Below are 17,923 nucleotides of genomic sequence, written 5' to 3' on the forward strand. Positions count from 1 at the left end.
ACACCACTGATTTGATCAGCCCGCAATCCGCTATCCTTGCCCCACACTGACCCAACGGATGGCGGCATGCTTCAGGTTCAAGGCGTTTTCAAAAGTTACCTCACTCCCCAAGGCTCATTACCCGTGCTGCAAGGCGTCGACCTGACGCTCGAACCCGGCGGCAGCCTGGCGCTGATGGGCGAATCCGGCAGTGGCAAAAGCACTTTGCTGCACCTGATCGCCGGCCTCGACAAGGTGGATCGCGGCAGCATCCACAGCGGCGAGCATCGGCTGGAGCAGATGAACGAAGCGCAACTGGCCGACTGGCGCCGTACCGAAATCGGTCTGGTGTTCCAGCAGTTCAACCTGATCGGCAGCCTGCGGGTCGAGGACAATCTGGCGTTTCAGGCGCGTCTGGCCGGGCGCCATGACTCGCGCTGGCAAGCGCATCTGGTGCAGCGCCTGGGTTTGGGTGATTTGCTCAAGCGTTATCCCGAACAACTGTCGGGCGGCCAGCAGCAGCGGGTTGCATTGGCCCGGGCGTTGGCGTCGCGACCGACACTGCTGCTGGCCGACGAACCCACCGGCAGCCTCGACGAAGGCACCAGCGATGAAGTGCTGCGTCTGTTGCTGGAGTTGCTCGACGACACGCCGACCACGCTGCTGATGGTCACGCACAGCCCGCGTGTGGCGGCGCGACTGGCGCAGCGGGTGGTGTTGTCCAAGGGGCGTCTGACGTGAACGTGTTCTGGCAAACCCTGCGTGCGCTGCTCAGCCATTGGCGGCGGCATCCGGTGCAGTTCTTCAGTGTGCTGACGGGGTTGTGGCTGGCCACCAGTCTGTTGACTGGCGTCGAAGCACTGAACAGCCAGGCCCGCGACAGTTACGCCCGGGCGAGCCAGATGATTGGTGGCGAACCGCAGGCCAGCCTTGCTACGCCCAATGGAGCGACGTTTACCCAGCAATGGTTCGTTGACCTGCGCCGCCAAGGCTGGCCGGTCTCGCCGCTGCTGCAGGGACGGCTGGTACTCGAGGATCACCCGGATCAGCGCCTGCAACTGATGGGTATCGAGCCGGTGTCGCTGCCGGTGGATTCCGCCGTGGCCGGGCAGGCGATGCCAATCGAGCGCATCGTCGCGTTCTTCTCGCCGCCGGGCAGCACGTGGATTTCCCCGGAAACCCTGCACGCCTTGGGCCTGACCGAAGGCGCCACGCCGCAAACCGCCAGCGGCCAGACGCTGCCGCCGCTGCACGCGCAAAAGGACATGGCACCGGGCATGTTGCTGGTCGACATCGGCGTCGCGCAAACCGTGCTCGAACAGCCCGGGCAACTGTCGCGCTTGTTACTGCCCAAGGATTTTCACGCCGAGCTGCCGGCCGCGTTCAACGGTCGGCTGCAGCTCAAAAGCAGCGCCGAGGAAAACAATCTTTCGCGCCTGACCGAGAGCTTTCACCTCAACCTCGATGCCTTGGGCTTTCTCTCGTTTCTGGTCGGACTGTTTATCGTGCACGCGGCGATCGGTCTGGCACTGGAACAACGTCGCGGCCTGCTGCGTACGTTGCGCGCCTGCGGGGTCAGTGCGCGGATGTTGATCGGCTGTCTGGTCGTCGAGCTCGGTGTGCTGGCGTTGGTTGGCGGGGTGTTCGGAGTCATCAGCGGTTACTGGCTGGCGAGCGTGTTGCTGCCGGATGTCGCCGCCAGTCTGCGCGGTCTGTATGGCGCGGAAGTGGCGGGGCAGTTGCGCCTGAGTCCGTGGTGGTGGTTCAGCGGAATCGGTTTGAGTCTGTTCGGCGCGTTGCTGGCCGGCGCCAACAGTCTGTTGCGGGCGGCACGTTTGCCGCTGTTGGCGGTGGCGGATCCACAGGCCTGGCATCAGCAGCATGCACGCTGGTTGCGCCGTCAGGGTTGGCTGGCGGTGATGTTGGCGCTGATTGCACTGCTGGCGTTGGTCTGGGGCGACAGCCTGAGCAGCGGTTTCATGTTGATGGCCGGGTTGCTGCTGGGTGCTGCGCTGGCATTGCCGGTGGTGCTCAGCGCGGTGCTCAATCAATTGCTTGGGCGCAGTCGTTCGGTGCTGGGTCAGTGGTTTCTTGCTGATTGCCGCCAACAGTTACCGGCACTGAGTCTGGCGCTGATGGCGCTGTTGCTGGCGCTGGCGGCAAACATCGGCGCGGGCAGCATGACCGCCGGTTTTCGCCAGACCTTCAATGACTGGCTCGAACAACGCCTGAGTGCCGAGCTGTACCTCAACCCGGTGAATCCGGCGCAATCGCGCGAGATGTACGTCTGGCTCAAACAGCAGCCGAATGTCGGCGCGGTGCTGCCCAACTGGCAAGTAGCCGTGACCCTGCAGGGCTGGCCGGCGGATGTATTCGGGGTGATCGATCATCCCTATTATCGCCAACACTGGCCGTTGCTCGAGGCGCTTGCCGGCGATCCGTGGGCGCATCTGGCGACGGACGATGCGGTGATGCTCAGCGAACAACTGGCGCGACGGCTGAAGGTTCGCGCGGGGGATCATCTGAGCGTGCCGACGCCGGGCGGACCGTGGTCACCGCGTATCGTCGGCATCTACGCCGATTACGGCAATCCCAAGGGCCATCTGCTGGTCAACAGCAACCACCTGCTGCGCCTGTGGCCGACACTGACGCCGAACCGTTTCAACCTGCGCATCGCGCCGCCGGACATCCCGTCGTTTTTGACTGCGCTGCAAACGCGCTTTCAGCTCGATGACAGCCGCATCGTCGATCAGGCACGGCTCAAGGGCTGGTCGGTGCAAGTGTTCGAACGCACTTTCGCCGCCACCGCCGCGCTCAACAGCCTGACCTTGGCGGTGGCCGGTGTGGCGCTGTTCATCAGTTTGCTGACCCAAAGCCAGAGCCGTCTCGGACAACTGGCGCCGCTGTGGGCCTTGGGCGTGACGCGCCGGCAGTTGATGCTGCTCAACCTCGGCCAGACCTGGTTGCTCGCGCTGCTGACGCTGGTGCTGGCGTTGCCGCTGGGGATCGCCCTGGCGTGGTGTCTGGATGCGGTAATCAATGTGCAGGCATTCGGCTGGCGCTTACCGTTGCGGATCTTCCCGCTGCAACTGCTGCAATTGATGGGATTGGCGTTACTGGCGACCTTGTTGGCCTCGGCGTGGCCGCTGTATTCGTTGTACCGCACGCAACCGGCGGATCTGCTGAGGACGTTTGCTCATGAGGATTAAGCGGATTGCGTTGCTTTTCACGCTGCTGCTTTTGGGCGGCTGCGATCAGCCTGTTTCTGAACAGAAGGGTTTTGCCGGTCTCGGCGATCAGGCCGCTCAGTTCACTCCCGTGGTGCCGGGGCGGGTGTTCAATTTCCCGGCGGATCACGGCGCCCACGATGGATTTCGTATCGAGTGGTGGTACGTCACCGCCAATCTCAAGGATCAGCAGGGTCACGATTTCGGCGTTCAGTGGACGCTGTTTCGCAGCGCCTTAAAGCCTGCGCCAGAGCAACCGGGCTGGGCCAACCAGACAATCTGGCTCGGGCACGCCGCGGTGACGTCGGCCACCGCGCACCATGCTGCCGAGCGCTATGCCCGGGGCGGAGTGGGGCAGGCCGGTGTCAACGTAGCGCCGTTCGAGGCGTGGATCGATGATTGGCGCTTCGCCAGCCAGGCGCAGGATCCGCTGACGGATGTGCAACTCAGTGCCCGCGACAAAGCCTTCAGCTATCAACTGCACCTCACCTCCAGTCGGCCGCTGGTGTTGCAGGGTGACAAGGGCTTCAGCCGCAAATCCGAACAAGGCCAGGCCTCGTACTACTACAGTCAGCCGTTCTTTCAGGCCAGCGGCACGCTGCAAATCGACGGCCAGACCTACACCGTCAGCGGCCCGGCGTGGCTGGACCGGGAATGGAGCAGCCAGCCGCTGGCGGCCAATCAGACCGGGTGGGACTGGTTTTCCCTGCACCTGGACAGTGGTGAGTCGCTGATGCTGTTCCGCACCCGACAAACCGATGGCGCGCCGTATCTGACTGGCACCTGGATCAATGCCGACGGCCGTACCGAAACCCTGCACGGCGAGCAGATCAGACTCACACCCAAGGACACCGCAAAAATTGCCGGGCACACGATGCCGGTGCGCTGGTCGATCAGCATTCCCGACAAACACCTCGACATCAGTCTCGACGCGCTTAACCCCGAGGCCTGGATGAACCTGCGCATTCCTTATTGGGAGGGGCCGGTGCAGATCAGCGGCAGCCACGGCGGGCGCGGCTATCTGGAAATGACCGGGTACTGACTGCTGCATTGCCATTCATGTAGGAGCTGCCGAAGGCTGCGATCTTTTGACTTTGATTTTTAAAACAGGATCAAAAGATCGCAGCCTGCGGCAGCTCCTACAGGGATTGGGTTGAACTCCGTTTCATTGCGCAGCCTCTACAAACTATTACCCGTGGAGGATTAGCCATGAGCGACGACCTGCAACCCCCAGACCTCACCACCTGGCAGCGCCTGTTCGACGATCAGACCTACTGGCAGCAGTCCCCCGATGCTCACTATTTCGACCTGCAACGCATCGCCGACGACCTGCTCGGTCAAGGCGCGATCGATCTGGAGCAGTGGCAGATCCTGCGCGCCAAGGCCGACGACCTGCACAAGGATTCGCCCGCCGCGAATGTCGCCAATGAACTGGATGACCCTGAAGCCTGAGGAGCACTCCCATGAAACCCGTATCCCCCAGTGAACATCCCGATGAACCCCGGCCACCGGGAGAGACCGAGCGCGATAACGACGCCCTGCGCCCGACCGACCCCAAGCAACGCAAGGACAGCGGCAAAGGCACCGCCAGTGGCGAATCCACTGCGCAAGAGACCGCCGCGGCAGAAACGAAAGCCAAGCCCTGAACAGCGTCTATGCTCAGTGGCACATTCGGCGCCAAACACGCGTTGGCGCCGGTTGCTGCCATTCACTACAGGGAAAGTACCGCTTATGAAGCTCCACGCTCTGGCCAAGGCCATCACCCTCGCAACCGTTCTGTCCGCCACCAGCTTCGTTGCCATGGCGGCGGACATTCCGCTGTCCGCCACCATCGAGGCCGATCAGGTCACCACCAAAGTGCTGGCCGTTGATGCGGCCAACCATCAGGTCGTGCTCGAAGGTGCAGAAGGTCGTCAGGTTCACGTCCAGCTCAGCGACAAGGCGAAAAACCTCGCCAACCTCAAGGTCGGCGACCTGGTAAAACTCGAAGTCCAACGCTCGGTGGCGGCTTACCTCGATACCGATGTGGATAAAGGTCTGCCTGGCACCGTCGAACGCAGCGGTGAGCTGCGCAAGGCGCCGGGCAGCGAAAACCCGGGCGGCGAGGCCTATCGCCAGATTCAGGTGCAACTGAAAATCACCAAAATTGATTTGAAGAATAATCAGGTGACCCTGCAAAACCCGCAGGGTCAGTCGAAAACACTCGACGTGAAAAAGCCTGAAATCCAAGCCAAGCTGAAAGATCTGAAAGTCGGGCAGAGCGTAGTTGTCACTTATACCGATGTATTAAAAGTGACCAGTCAGCATGAAAGTTGAGTATTGACTCTACAAGATGGTTGTTCTTGTACAGATTATTGTATGAGAACAATCATCTGAAATGAGTTGGACTGTGCAGTGAAAGTTTCACGAAAGGATTTCGTCGATAAATATCTATTAACTTTTTCGTACATAAAATTTACCTTTGTATATGACGACATATCCGCCAACTTCTATTAAAATCCTTCCCGTTCGCCCAGTGTCAGGGCTCTTTACCGGTGCATGGATTGCCAGGCCATTACACTGGGCGAACACCTCTTCGGAGCGGATGTATACAATTTCAGATTAAAAAAAGGGCGACTTTGCAGTCGCCCTTTTTATGTTCGTGATCAAACCGATGCTTGCTTTTCAAAACGTTTGAGAGTGGCCTCATACATTCTGGTGCGACGGTGGTTTTTGCCGTAGGTGCCGGCGGCAGCGACGGTGCCCGCCTGGATGTGATCCAGATAGCGGAAAATCTTGCGCGGTGACAGCAGCTTGATGCCGTAGCCCAAAGCGACCATTCGATCCTGCAGGGTATAACCGGGAACTCGGTCATCCATGCAAAAGTGCAGTCCCTGAGACTTCATCAACCTGGCGTTCCACAACGTGCAAAAACTTTTGAGGTGAGTTTCCCGATAAGGTTTCGGCTCTTTACTGCGCATACCCAATGCCGTTTTTGCCCGGCGAATATAGTGTTTGCAAAACCGCGAAGTTAGTCGCCAGGTGTCTCTGACAATTCCTCGATTGATTTGCTCGACACACCCGACTGCGGCGACATCCGCAGACTTTGTACACTCACGCAACATCATCGCGAAGACTTCCTTGTCGTAGACAAAGGTGTCGGTGTGCAGCAGAAACAGATAATCGGTTTCAACTTTTTCCAGCGCCAGATCCAGCGCCTTGCCATGGGCAATATGTCCCGCTTCTTTGCCGGGGGAGGAGCGTTCGATCAGATTGATCCAGTCCAGCGAGCGCAAATAATCCAGACTGGCGTCGGCAGAATCATTGTCCACCACCCAAACCGGGATGCGCTGCGCCTGGACATGCTCGCGCAACAGCTCCAGGCACATCCGGGTGATGTCCGGGGTTTTGTAATTTACCAATACAAGACTGAAATTCGGCTGCGTAACGGCTGGTAAATCAAACTGGTTCATTCAGGAAGCTCATCCGCGGTTGATCGGCGACAGGTGTCTGTCCGGCCGGGATGCTAGCGACGCAAGCTTAGTTGAAGCTTAATTTGCTGTTCAGCAAGCAATTAGAAGTGTGTCGGGACACGATCTCGCGCACGACGCAAGCCGTCCCACAAGCTAAACTGCGCGCCCCTCAGACGCTTCAAGGACAAAACGGCGCCTGCCGTTGCCTCACGGATGAAACCACTTTCCCTCTACCACCCGGCCCTGTACTGGCTGCGAGTGTGGCAAAAAAGACTGTTCCGCCAGATCGCTTGGCACTGTTCCAGCAAACGCTACGCACGCCTGGTTGCCGACGCTGACCGTCTGCCATTCCGCTACCTCAAACACACCTCGAAACTCATCCGCAAACTCGGCGACTCCGACCTCGCCCTTCAACACAACAAAGTCATCAACCTCAAACTCGCCGTCGCCGCCATCGACGGCCTCATCATCGCCCCCGGCGAACACTTCTCCTTCTGCCGCCTCGTCGGCCGCCCAACCCGCAAACGCGGCTACGTTGAAGGCATGGAACTGTCCTTCGGCGAAGCACGCAGCGGTATCGGCGGCGGAATCTGCCAACTGAGCAACCTGATCCACTGGATGGCGATCCACTCACCACTGGTCGTGGTCGAGCGCTCCAACCACAGCTTTGATCCATTCCCGGACGAAGGCCGAGTACTGCCATTCGGTTCCGGCGCGGCGATTTTCTACAACTACGTTGACCTGGTACTGCACAACCCGACGGATCGGACTTTTCAGTTGAAGTTGAATGTGGGGGACACGCAGCTGGAGGGCGAGTTGTTGTGCGATCAGGTGCGGGAGTATCGGTATCACGTGTTTCAGGAAGGGCATCGGTTTGTGCGGGAGGGGGAGCGGGTGTATCGGGAGAATGAGATTTGGCGGGAAGTGCGGGAGAAGGGGCAGGTGGGGGAGTTGGTGGAGCGGGTGAGGTTGTATCGGAATCGGGTGGTGGTTAAGTATGAGGTGGCGGAAGAAATGGTGGAGAGATGATTGCTATGCCGCAGATGATGAAGAAATCATTTAGTAGATGGCGGGACACTCCGTATGCGACGGGTATTGCTTGTAAGAAGGTCTGGTGAGGTTGCAGGGTTTTTAGGGAGGAGTGTGCTTCGGGCTTTTATTTATGGTGTTTGCATTCTTTTAAGAGCATTTTTCAAGGCCTTTTCAAGACTCTTCCAGGTTTTTGCGGTTTCACTATAGGTAGGTGAGTCCCAGTCTCTATTTGAAATAAGTAATACCTTAAAGAAGCCGTTTTTAGAAAACTCTGGATACCATCCGATATCCAATATTTGCCCCGAGGGAAAAGAAGCCTGGAATAGATCTTCCTTCAAGTCATCAGTGATTAGTGAAATTTCCAAATTGCTCAAGTTGGAGGTTTCATCAAAAACTATTTTTCCGCCAAGACTTGTTATTTCATCAGTATTCATTGGCTATATTCCTGGTTCTATTTCCAAATTTGTGGGCGTGTCCTAGAATAGAATTTTTTACAGGTTATCTCATAAACGTAAGAAGAGTGACTTCAAGGTTTTCAAATTCTAATCCTTTCCAAATGTCAAGTAGAGGGAGGGCGAATTTATTTTACTTACTTTTGAAATTTGGCGGGAAAATAAACTTGTCATATTTTGTTTGGTGCCCAGAATTTAATCCCTTCCAGATGACGTTCGATGTCATCCATATCGTCCTTTCCAAGAGTCGGATCAAAATTTTTGCTGATGAGCTTTCTAACTTTGGCAAGCCGGTGAGTGATTTTTTTCGTTATCAACGAAGTCAGTTGTGGCTTTTCTGTAATCTTTAAGTGATTTGTCGAAGCAATAGTTCCCAATTTTATGCAGTGAAATCAACATGTACTCGATTTCTGCTAGGGCTTCGAGCGCTTCTTCTCCTGTAAGTGTTGTTTTTTATTGCTATCTAACATAATGCTACCTTGAGCAAAAGGGTGGATTTTTGATGTCTTTTGGGTTATCTATTAATAATAACTCTATTTCCTTTGTCGCCCTTTATCTTTTGGCGCCTTTCGGATGGCCAGTGACCAGGGTTTTGGTGTGTTTAATGGGTGCTATAACTGGTATGAACGCAGTCATGATCATCCATATAGATTAGGGCTTTTAAATCGTCGTTTGCTATCCAGAATGGAAACCCAGTCGTTTCGGAAAATAGGATTTTAAGATCTGCAGAGGTTTCTAGCTTCCAAGCATGAATCTTACTGTCTTGAACTATTAGGAACGGTTTTTCAAAATTTTGGAGCCTGTCGACTTTTTTCCAAAATTCTGGATCGTGTTTTTTTTTAGTGTTCTTCAAGTGGTAAGGGTCGAGACCCTTTGTTTCAGTAGAAAAAAATAATGTCGTTAGCTTGTTGATCAATTTAGACAGTTTGTCGCCGTGTAGTTTTTTATGTGCTAAGAACTGGTCTGCTAATTTTGAGTCGACTTCTTTTTCTAGGTGGTTCATTGAAGACTCCAATTTTTGCGCATAACAAGGACGCAGATTCTGATAGGAGCGTGCTCTAGGAAACAAGAGTGAACAAAAGGTGATAGATTTATTCTCAATACCTTTTGGGGCATCTGCGAAAAATAAATCTGTGTTCTTTAACGCTGTGCTCGCGTTGAGCTGTTTTGTCGAATTACGTTCGGATTATAGACTATTTTTGGATTGCTGAGTGTTGGCGTTTTAAGGTGTCTATATCTCACGATTCGATCATGAATGATTCAATTTTTTTAATGAATTCAATTTTGCTTTTGGTTCTGAACTCACCAAGAAAAACTTCGGAGTTTTTAACCGGTTTTCCTCTTTGGTCATAATCGATTTTCAGGAAATCAATTACAAACTCTCCGTTGGGGTCGCCCTCTGGTTCTACTCTAGAATCGAAGCAGTGCCCGCTACTTCGACGCACTCCGCCCAATAATACTGAACAGGCGAACCAGTCGCTGGTTTCTGGCGTTAATTCAACTTCAAAAAGGTTGTTGATTGTTACTGTCCAACCGCTTGGGACTCGAATTGGTTGAAGATTATATTGTAGTTTGGGTCTCATTTGAAATTTATACACTTGAAAATTTGCGTCAAAAGGAAGAATTGTTTTTCAAGTTTTTTGGAGTATGCTTGGGTAATGAGTTAGTGGTCTTTATTCTCATTTTTTCGGAGATGGTAAAGTGATTTCGTTTATCTGAAAAATAATACTTTATATTGTTTATTTGGAAGACGGCTGACTTTGTGATTTTCTTAGTAAGTTTATGAGTTCTGGGTAAGAGTCAATTTCTTCGTCGGACAGGTTGTTTATGATTTTCTGTATTTTATTAGAGTATTTTTCCTCAATGACTGCTTCCGTCCAGTCAAGTTCGGAAGCTGCGGCGATTGCTACCTCTGAAAACTTGGATTCAAGAAGTTTTTTTAGAATTTCAATTGCTTCGGGCGATCGTAGCTCTCCGAGAGCAGCAGCACTTCTTTCTTGCCAGTACTCTTCTTTCGAAAGTATTGTTTCATTAAGCTGCTGCCAGTCCATAGCGCTGAATTTTCCTAAAACTCCATGAGCTACCTGTTCAGTAACGTACTCATTCCAATTTGAATCTTCATTTGGCCCAAGCCAGTAGTTGAGCTCTTCGTAAGCTTTGCTATCCATAAGCTACCTCTTTTTAAATTGGTGGGGACATAGGCGAATCGCCAGCCGGAAATGAAGATGTCACGACTCCGTTGTCTTTCAGTACCTGCCACTGAACACCGTCGACTGTTTTGGTGTGTAAAGTGGTTTTAACTCCATCCACTTCTCGCATAAACACGCCTGGTGTTGCGGATACTTCGTCAGTAACCCAGAGTATTTTATCGTTGCTCCATGTTTCTGGGGCTAATGTGTGCTTCCCACCTTTCTTGGCTGACATGCCGACAGTTCCGTCTTTTCGCTCAAGAATCATTTTGAAATCTTCGACTTTTATCGTGCCATCAGGATTTTTCTGCAGAACGGTCATTTGGTGATTTTTAGACTTCAATACTTCAGACGAGTGTCCACCAATTGGTTTGTTGCTATTTGGACTGCGTGTGCCGAACAAAATTTTATTTTGCATCTGGGCAGGCAGCGCCCCGGAATAGGGTCGATTGTATGGATCAGGTGGTTTTCGTCCTTCGTCATGCTCGGCTTTTTCTGAATCATCAGGCTTCTTACCTTGAGATCCGTCTTCCGCACCAGGGCAATTATTCAACCCCAACGGATCCACCCACCCCGTAGGGTTAGGCACGTACTGGTAGTTATTCAACCCGCCCGCAAGCTTGATCGGGTCCGGCGTCAAAAACCGTCCAGTGCCCGGATTGTAGTAGCGGTGCCGGTTGTAATGTAACCCCGTCTCGGCGTCGAAATACTGACCCTGGAAGCGCAGCGGATTATCGATCTCGCTGACGTCCAACGCAGCGAGGTTACCGTAGGCGCGGTACTTCGCTGACCACATGATTTCGCCGCTGTAGTCGGTGAGTTCCTGCGGTGTGCCGAGGTGGTCGAGTTGGTAGTAAAACGGCGTGGCTTTGCGCGGGCCTTCGCCATCGAGCATCGCCAGTGGACGGAAGCTACCGGGCTCATAAATGTAGCTGCGGTAGCGGTTTTCGGCGCTTTCAGCGATCAGTCGTTCGCCTTGCCACAGGAATTCCGTAGTGTGGCCGTCGACGGTTTTTTCGACACGGCGACCAAAGGCGTCGTATTTGTAGGACGCGTTGCTGCCTCCGGGCAGGCTTACGCCGATCAGGCGATGTTGGCAGTCGTAGCGGTATTCAGTGACGAGTTTCTGGCCGGTGCCGCGACGTTCGCGGATCAGGTTGCCGTAGGCATCGTAGTCGTAGTGGCGGTCGCCTTGCATCAGCAGGCGGTTGCCTTTGACGTTGGCGAGGTTGGCTGTGCCTTCGTTGTTCTGACCGAGCAGGTTGCCCGCCGGGTCGTGGGCAAAGCTTTCCGGTGTCGTGCCGCGTACGCTGATGAGCCGGTCGAGCGGGTCGTAATGGTAGCTGCGATTGCCCTTGCGGCTGTCATCGATGCCGGCGAGGTTGCCGTTGGCGTCGTAGTTGTAGCGACGCTGGAACAGGTTTTTATCACGCTCGCCGACGGTGTGTGCTTGCAATCGGCCTTGTTCGTCGTACTGGTACTGGCTGAGCAACAGGCCTTGCTGGCGCTGTTGTTCGCGACCGGCGCTGAACTGGTGAGCGGTGAGGCGTGAGCCGTTGAGGTCGATGCTGCTCAGGCGTCCGCCGGACAGGTGACGGTAGTCGAGTTTGCTGCCATCCGGAAGGCGGCAGTGGCTAAGTTGACCAACGCTGTCGTACTCGTAACGCAAGGTGCCCCAGCCTTGGTGTTCTTCGATGAGGCGGTCTTGCAGGTCGTATTTGTAGGCGAGCGGCCAATGACCGTCGTCGACATTCACCAGACGACCCAAAGCGTCGTAGCTGTAATGAATCTCCTCGCCATCGGCGAGGGTTTTTACCAGCAGACGGCCAGCGGCGTCGCGTTGATACTCGGTAACGAGTTCGCTGCCGTCATCACCGAATTCGGTTTTCTTCAGCAACTGGCCGTTGAGGTCGTATTCGTAGGCCGTGCGGCGACCGTCGAAGCCGGTTTCCTGTTGGATCAGGCCGTTCGAGTAGTAATCGAGATGGTAATGTTCGCCGCGCTCGTTTTCGATGTTGGTGAGCAACAGACGCGAGTTGTCGTAGCGGTAGCGCAGTTGGCTGCCGTCCGGATTGATGCGGCGGCTGACCAGGTGCAGGTTGTCCGCATACTCATATCGCGTAACGCGACCGAGTTCGTCGCGTTCGGCGGTGACGTTGCCATAGGCGTTGTAGGTGAAGGCACGTGTTGCGCCGCCCGGCAGCGTGACTTGTGCCAGGCGGTTGGCCGCATCCCATTGGTAGTGGGTGATGGCGCCGGATTCTTCCTGACGGGTGATCTGCCGACCCAGTGCGTCGTAGCGATACTTGCGCTGACCGCCGTCCGGCAGGCGTTCTTCCAGTAACTGTCCGAGGTTGTTCCAGCCGAGTTGATGGCGGCTGCCGTCGGGGTGGCGGATCTCCAGCAAGCGACCTTGGGCGTCGTAGCTGTACAGCGTGGCATTGCCGTCCGGGTCGATTTGCTGGGTGATGTCGCCCTGACGGTTACGTTGGTACTTCCAGCTGGCTTTGCCGCGATGAACATCGCTGACGAAGCCATTGATGTATTCATACGTGGTGGCTTCGTCTTCCGGCGGGATAACGGCAGTCATCAGTCCGTTGTCGTCGTACCGGTATTCGGTGACGGCACCCAAAGGATCCTTTTCCGCAATCAACTGACCTTTGTCGTTGTACGCCTTGAGGTGTTCGGCGCCGTCCGGGTCGACCTTGCTGATCAGCCGTGCCTGGTCGTCGTGGGTGTAGACCTCTTCGCTGCCGTCGGCGTTGGTTACCGTTACGCTGCCTTTATCGTCCCAGGCGTAATGCGCTTCCATCTGCGAGAAATTGGCCCAGTGACGGATGCAGCGAGACAGTTTGCCTTCGTTCTCCCACTCCCAATAGAAGGCCGCGCCGCCCGCCAGTTGCCGCTCCAGGATCACGTGCTGTTCGTTGTAGCGATAGCGCTCGGCTTCGCCGGCCGCGTTCTTCGCTTCGATCAGACGGTGCTGTGCGTCATAGCTGTATGTCACCAGCGTTTGAACGGTGTTCCAGGCATCTTCAAGGTTGTCCGCCGGCAGGAACTGTTGATAGTCCACAGCGATAATGTTTTTGCGGTCGTAGCGCAGCAACAGGGCGCGACCGGCACCGTTATCGAGACGCTTGATCCGACCGTGGATATCGCGCGTGACGTGCAGCCGATTGCCATAGCTGTCGCTGATGGCGATCAGGGTGGCGCCTTTGCTGTTGAAGCGGAAGTGGTAGAACGATGGACGTTTGCCTGCCTGTGCCAGAACCAGTTCTGACGGATCGTCTCCAAGAAATATCGCGGCCTTCGACAGGCTGTTGGTAATTGCCGGACGTTGTTCGCTTGGGAGGGGGAAGGGTGTCGAGCGGTTTTCGTGGTCGGTCCAGATGACTTCGTCGCCACTGATCTCGAGGCGATGCGCCAGCGCATGGCTCCAGCCATAACCCAGGCCACAATCGATTTCCACTGCACTGGTTCGGTAGAGACGGGTCCATTCAAACGGCAGCAGACCGTCAAGTTGGCCGTCGGTCAGCGTCAACAGCTCTTCACCGGTAACCATTGAAACCGGACATCCATTGGTGCAAGTGTCGGCTGCCGGCTCCGCGCTTTTCTCGGCAGGCGTTTTTGCCTGTTTGGAAGCATCGTCGGCTATTTTGCCATCCGCGAGTTTGGCGTTTTTCTTCCCGTCAAAACGCAACTCTGAAATACCATTCCTCACCTTGGCCGTCACACCCCGCGCCGCAACTGCTGTGTACTTCGCGACGTATTCCATAAAGCCGTTGATGATCTTGAACAACGACTTCACGAAACCGATGACGGCGTTGAGAACCAACTCACCGTACTTCTTCAGTCGGGCAGCGAGATAGATGATCCCGGTGCCTTCGGCTGCGATGGTCAGTACCACACCAATCACGATGTCGATCGCGATGCCCACGACGATCGCTGTGGTCATTTTCGCCACGTCGCCTGCCATCTTCATGGGGGGCAAACCGGCCAGCCAGATCACTGCGCTGCGCACCAACAGGAACAGTGCGGCTTCGTCACTGGCCAGCAACATGGCTTTCTTCATGACGTCTGGCGAGCTTTTGGCGACCTTGATCAGCTCATCAGCGCCAGCTCCGAGGTCCGCCGCAAACTTCTTCGGATTTTGCAGGATATCGAGCACCAGACTGATGCCATCCCACACCCCCTTGATAGCCTCCCAGCCACCTTCAAGAATGCCGTTGCCGATAGCCATCGCGGTGCCCGAAGCTGACAGATTCGACCATTGCGGTTTGAACCCTGCCCACTCTTTACGCAGGAAGCCCTCCAGGTCAGCGGTCACGCCGCTGTAGGAGCTGAAGAGGGCGTCGATCTGCGCCGGTGTCACTTCGTTGTGAACGCGGATCTGATAGAACTTGCCGGGAATACCTCCGGTCCACTCAGCTTTGCCTTGAGCGTCGAGTTTGACTTTGCTGACCGCACCACCTTCCACCGCGACGATCTCGACTTCGATGTCGCCAATCGGGATGTCGTAGACCGATTCGAATTTACTTTCGATCAGCAATGGACCTTTGAGAGGACACTGAGCCACGTTCGAGGCGAAACTACCGTCGTTCATGCTCACTGATTTACTGGTGTCTCCAACCTTGATCACGCGCTCCATGCCCAACAGGGAGGGCAGGTCAGCGGCTCGACTGGCCTTGTCGGCGGCCCTTGCGTACCAGGTTTTGGTTTGTTCCTGATACAGCTTCAGACTGTCCTTGAAGGTGTTCAGTTGGTTGTCAACAAAGGCAACGCGATCCATCAGCCTTGCTCCAGAATCAGGTGGTTTAACAGTGCTTCTTTAAGGTTTTTCGGCGCATCCGGGCGGCGCACGAAACGGTTGACTTTCAGCTTCAGGTTGTTCTCAGGCCAGGCGTTGTAAACATCCGGGCGGTGTTCTTCCAGCCACTGCATCAGGTTGCTGATCAGTGTCGTCGGGTTCTCCTTGGCTAAGCCATCCAGCAACTCCTTCGGCACCTCCCACCACGGCCAATCCTTCACCTTCGGCAACACCCGCGTCCCGACCTCCAGCGTCTGCCCATTAATCAGATACCGTTCAAACACCGGCAGCACTTCCCCGGCCTTCTCCCCAAGCCCCTTCAGAATCGGGTAAATATGTCGCCCATCCCAGAACCGGAAAAACACCTCAGTCCCGTCCGGCATCTTCACCTGTGTCAGGCTGCGCAGGTGCTCGAACACCTCGTTCGGTTCGGCGCGTGAGACGGCCAGCCAGCCCCAGTCGAGGGCGTCGGTTTCGGCGATCCAGGGCAGGAATGCCGAGTTCGGTTTGAGTTCGGTGACGTAGGGCATCACCGGTTGCCAGGTGGAGTAGGGCGTTCCGCCCCAGATCGGCAGGAGCTGGGCGGTGGGTTCGGTCAGGTACAGGGTTTTCAGCGCGTCGGCATCGCTCGCTGCGCTGATGATCAGGTACAGGCGCTCGCCAGTCTGCAGCGGCTGTTGTGCCAGCCAGTCTTTGGGTGTCAGTCGATCAGATGGCACAGGCACCTGCCTTGCATTTTTCGCATTCTTCGCAGAACGGCGCGTTGCGTTTGAGGGTGTTGATCTGGGCCGGGGTCAGGACCTGGCCGGCCTTGTCGGCGTCGGCCTGTTTCAACACGCCGGGCATCAACGGGGCGGCGCCGGTGCCGCTGCCGGGGCTGCCGCCGGAGTTGATGTTGATCGTCGGGCCGCTCATGGTTACGCCGCCGGCGTCGATCTTGATGAAGCTGCCGCCGCCGACCAGGGTCAGCTCGGCGCCGGCTTCGAGCACCACCTTCATGCCGCTGCTGAGGTGGATTTCCTGGCCTGCATCAATGAACTGGCCGGTGCCGATCTTGATGTGCTGGTTGACGCCCACGGTCAGGTGGTCGTTGGCGCGGGCTTCGACTTTGCGGTCTTCGTAGACGGTGTGGTGTTCTTCGGCCTTGAATTCCGTATAGCTGTTTTGCTCGACGGTGTCGTGGCGTTCATTGCCGACGCGGATTTTCTGGTCGTGCTCGATGTTTTCGTCCCAGTCGCGCTGGGCGTGGAGGAAGATCTGCTCCTGACCTTTCTTGTCTTCGATGCGCAGTTCGTTGTAGCCACCGCCGCCCATGGAACTCAGGGTCTTGAAGGTGCTGCGGGTCTTGTTTGCCGGCAGCTCATACGGGACGGTGTTTTCCTTGTGGTACAGGCAGCCGCTGATCAGCGGTTGATCGGGATCGCCTTCAAGGAAGGTGACCAGCACTTCCATGCCGATGCGCGGGATGGCGATGCCGCCGTACTGGGCGCCGGCCCATGCGCTGGAGACGCGCAGCCAGCAACTGGTCTTGTCGTCGGCCTGACCTTCGCGGTCCCAGTGGAACTGGACTTTGACCCGGCCGTACTCGTCGCAGTGAATCTCTTCACCTTTGGGGCCGGTGACCACGGCGCTCTGGCTGCCGAGGATGCGCGGTTTCGGGTGGCGTAGGGGCGGGCGGTTCGGCACGTCCCACGGGGTCGCCTGGAAGCGGTTGCGATAGCCCTGATGGAAATCGTCTTTCAGTGCGGTGGTGTCGCTGGTCACCGACTCTTCGAGCACTTGCGGCTGTTTGCCTTCGTGCAGCACTTCGGTCAGCAGCCACAGGTCATTCCATTTGGCCTTTGGGTGCTCGGTCAGGGCAAGGAAATGGCCGCTGACCAGCAGCGGCTGATCGCTCTTGCCTTCGGCGAGCTGGAAGTCGCTGCGGTGGCGTTCGAGGGCGCGTTTGGCCAGGTGCTTGCCGCGCTCGCGGTCGATGAAGCGGCCCGGGTAGTCGTAGTCTTCGAGGTCGGGCAGGGCGTCGCCACGGTTTTCGCTTTCCAGGGTCAGGCGTGGTTTTTCGAAGTCGTAATCGCGGCGCGTGGTGCGGCTGGTGCGGGTTTCCAGGCGCAGGTCGAAACGTTTGATCACCGGATTGCTGGCGACCATGCCGGAGTCTTGCTGGTAGGCCACAGGCTGGAGTTTCGGGAACACCGTCTGGTCATCGCCGAACACCAGCTTGTGCGCCGTGGCGCTGTGCTGGAAGTGGTAGTGGATACCTTCTTCCTCGCACAGGCGCTGGATGAAGTGCAGGTCCGATTCATCGTATTGCACGCAGTAGATGCGCTCAGGATAGATCGAACCGGTCTTGAATTCGTAGGCGTTGCTCTGGATGCCGTGTTCTTCGAGAACCATGCCGATGATTTTCGGCACTGTGAGGTTCTGGAAGATCCGCTGGTTGACGCGATGCGCCAGGTACGACAATTGCGGGCGCAGGGTTACCGAATAGCGCGTCAGGCGCTTGCCCGAGTCACCTTGCGCGGCGCGGTAGATCTGGCCATGGATGCCGCTGCCATCGGGCGACAGCTGCAGGAAGGCCGGTTTGTGCAGCAGGGTTTCGAGGTCCAGCGACGGCTGCTCACTGACCAGCTCCACCTCGAACACAAAAGGCTGGCTGATGGCTTCCCGGCCGGTCAGGGTGAATACCTGAAAATCGGCGGAGAGCCCTTCGATGGTCAGGGCAAAGTGGGTTTCATTGGCCGGCGCGAACATCCCTTGTTCCTCGTGCTGTACAGCGGCGTTCGTC

15 protein-coding genes are annotated in these 17,923 nt (G+C 56.3%); 7 read left to right on the forward strand and 8 right to left on the reverse strand.

Going from position 1 to position 17,923, the window contains the following annotated elements; all coding sequences use genetic code 11:
• Positions 1-66: 66 nt before the first annotated feature.
• The 6 genes from ACM6HV_RS20100 to ACM6HV_RS20125 all read left to right on the forward strand — a co-directional run bounded on the left by ACM6HV_RS20100 (position 67) and on the right by ACM6HV_RS20125 (position 5,522).
• Positions 67-720 carry an ABC transporter ATP-binding protein gene (locus tag ACM6HV_RS20100; RefSeq protein WP_414905114.1) on the forward strand — a complete coding sequence of 218 codons (654 nt, stop codon included), beginning with the start codon at positions 67-69 and terminating at the stop codon, positions 718-720.
• Complete coding sequence (locus ACM6HV_RS20105; RefSeq protein WP_414905115.1) at positions 717-3,188, forward strand: ABC transporter permease; 2,472 nt, start codon at positions 717-719, stop codon at positions 3,186-3,188. The genes ACM6HV_RS20100 and ACM6HV_RS20105 overlap by 4 nt, the downstream gene beginning before the upstream one ends.
• Complete coding sequence (locus ACM6HV_RS20110) at positions 3,178-4,248, forward strand: lipocalin-like domain-containing protein (RefSeq protein ID WP_414905116.1); 1,071 nt, start codon at positions 3,178-3,180, stop codon at positions 4,246-4,248. Before ACM6HV_RS20105 ends, ACM6HV_RS20110 begins: the two co-directional genes overlap by 11 nt.
• 167 nt (positions 4,249-4,415) lie before the next feature.
• The gene (locus ACM6HV_RS20115; RefSeq protein WP_414905117.1) at positions 4,416-4,658 is read left to right on the forward strand and encodes a hypothetical protein; all 243 of its coding nucleotides are present in this window, start codon (positions 4,416-4,418) and stop codon (positions 4,656-4,658) included.
• A gap of 11 nt (positions 4,659-4,669) precedes the next feature.
• On the forward strand, positions 4,670-4,852 hold the full coding sequence (locus ACM6HV_RS20120) for a hypothetical protein (RefSeq protein ID WP_007961361.1): 183 nt from the start codon (positions 4,670-4,672) through the stop codon (positions 4,850-4,852).
• An 85-nt stretch (positions 4,853-4,937) separates the two neighbouring features.
• Entirely contained in the window at positions 4,938-5,522 is a 585-nt protein-coding gene (locus ACM6HV_RS20125; protein WP_041066300.1) for a hypothetical protein, read from the forward strand.
• 329 nt (positions 5,523-5,851) lie between these two features.
• Here the strand turns inward: ACM6HV_RS20125 and ACM6HV_RS20130 are convergent, their stop codons facing one another.
• Positions 5,852-6,658 carry a glycosyltransferase family 2 protein gene (locus ACM6HV_RS20130; RefSeq protein WP_414905118.1) on the reverse strand — a complete coding sequence of 269 codons (807 nt, stop codon included), beginning with the start codon at positions 6,656-6,658 and terminating at the stop codon, positions 5,852-5,854.
• Positions 6,659-6,871: 213 nt separating this feature from the next.
• Between ACM6HV_RS20130 and ACM6HV_RS20135 the strand changes: the two genes are divergently transcribed.
• Positions 6,872-7,687, forward strand: coding sequence for a VanW family protein (locus tag ACM6HV_RS20135; protein WP_414905119.1), 816 nt, complete (start codon positions 6,872-6,874; stop codon positions 7,685-7,687).
• A gap of 131 nt (positions 7,688-7,818) precedes the next feature.
• Here the strand turns inward: ACM6HV_RS20135 and ACM6HV_RS20140 are convergent, their stop codons facing one another.
• The 7 genes from ACM6HV_RS20140 to tssI all read right to left on the reverse strand — a co-directional run bounded on the left by ACM6HV_RS20140 (position 7,819) and on the right by tssI (position 17,889).
• A complete protein-coding gene (locus ACM6HV_RS20140) occupies positions 7,819-8,124 on the reverse strand; it encodes a hypothetical protein (RefSeq protein WP_414905120.1) in 306 nt (101 codons plus the stop codon).
• Between the two features lie 619 nt (positions 8,125-8,743).
• A complete protein-coding gene (locus tag ACM6HV_RS20145) occupies positions 8,744-9,145 on the reverse strand; it encodes a hypothetical protein (RefSeq protein ID WP_414905121.1) in 402 nt (133 codons plus the stop codon).
• A gap of 235 nt (positions 9,146-9,380) precedes the next feature.
• On the reverse strand, positions 9,381-9,725 hold the full coding sequence (locus ACM6HV_RS20150; protein ID WP_414905122.1) for a hypothetical protein: 345 nt from the start codon (positions 9,723-9,725) through the stop codon (positions 9,381-9,383).
• 156 nt (positions 9,726-9,881) lie between these two features.
• On the reverse strand, positions 9,882-10,310 hold the full coding sequence (locus ACM6HV_RS20155; protein ID WP_414905123.1) for a HEAT repeat domain-containing protein: 429 nt from the start codon (positions 10,308-10,310) through the stop codon (positions 9,882-9,884).
• 13 nt (positions 10,311-10,323) lie between these two features.
• The gene (locus tag ACM6HV_RS20160) at positions 10,324-15,120 is read right to left on the reverse strand and encodes an RHS repeat-associated core domain-containing protein (protein ID WP_414905124.1); all 4,797 of its coding nucleotides are present in this window, start codon (positions 15,118-15,120) and stop codon (positions 10,324-10,326) included.
• Positions 15,120-15,857, reverse strand: coding sequence for a DUF4123 domain-containing protein (locus ACM6HV_RS20165; RefSeq protein ID WP_414905125.1), 738 nt, complete (start codon positions 15,855-15,857; stop codon positions 15,120-15,122). Before ACM6HV_RS20165 ends, ACM6HV_RS20160 begins: the two co-directional genes overlap by 1 nt.
• Positions 15,847-17,889, reverse strand: coding sequence for a type VI secretion system tip protein TssI/VgrG (gene tssI / locus ACM6HV_RS20170; RefSeq protein WP_198760286.1), 2,043 nt, complete (start codon positions 17,887-17,889; stop codon positions 15,847-15,849). The genes ACM6HV_RS20165 and tssI overlap by 11 nt, the downstream gene beginning before the upstream one ends.
• Between the last annotated feature and the right edge of the window lie 34 nt (positions 17,890-17,923).

Source organism: Pseudomonas sp. IT-P260, assembly GCF_949768395.1.
Taxonomy (GTDB): domain Bacteria; phylum Pseudomonadota; class Gammaproteobacteria; order Pseudomonadales; family Pseudomonadaceae; genus Aquipseudomonas; species Aquipseudomonas parakoreensis.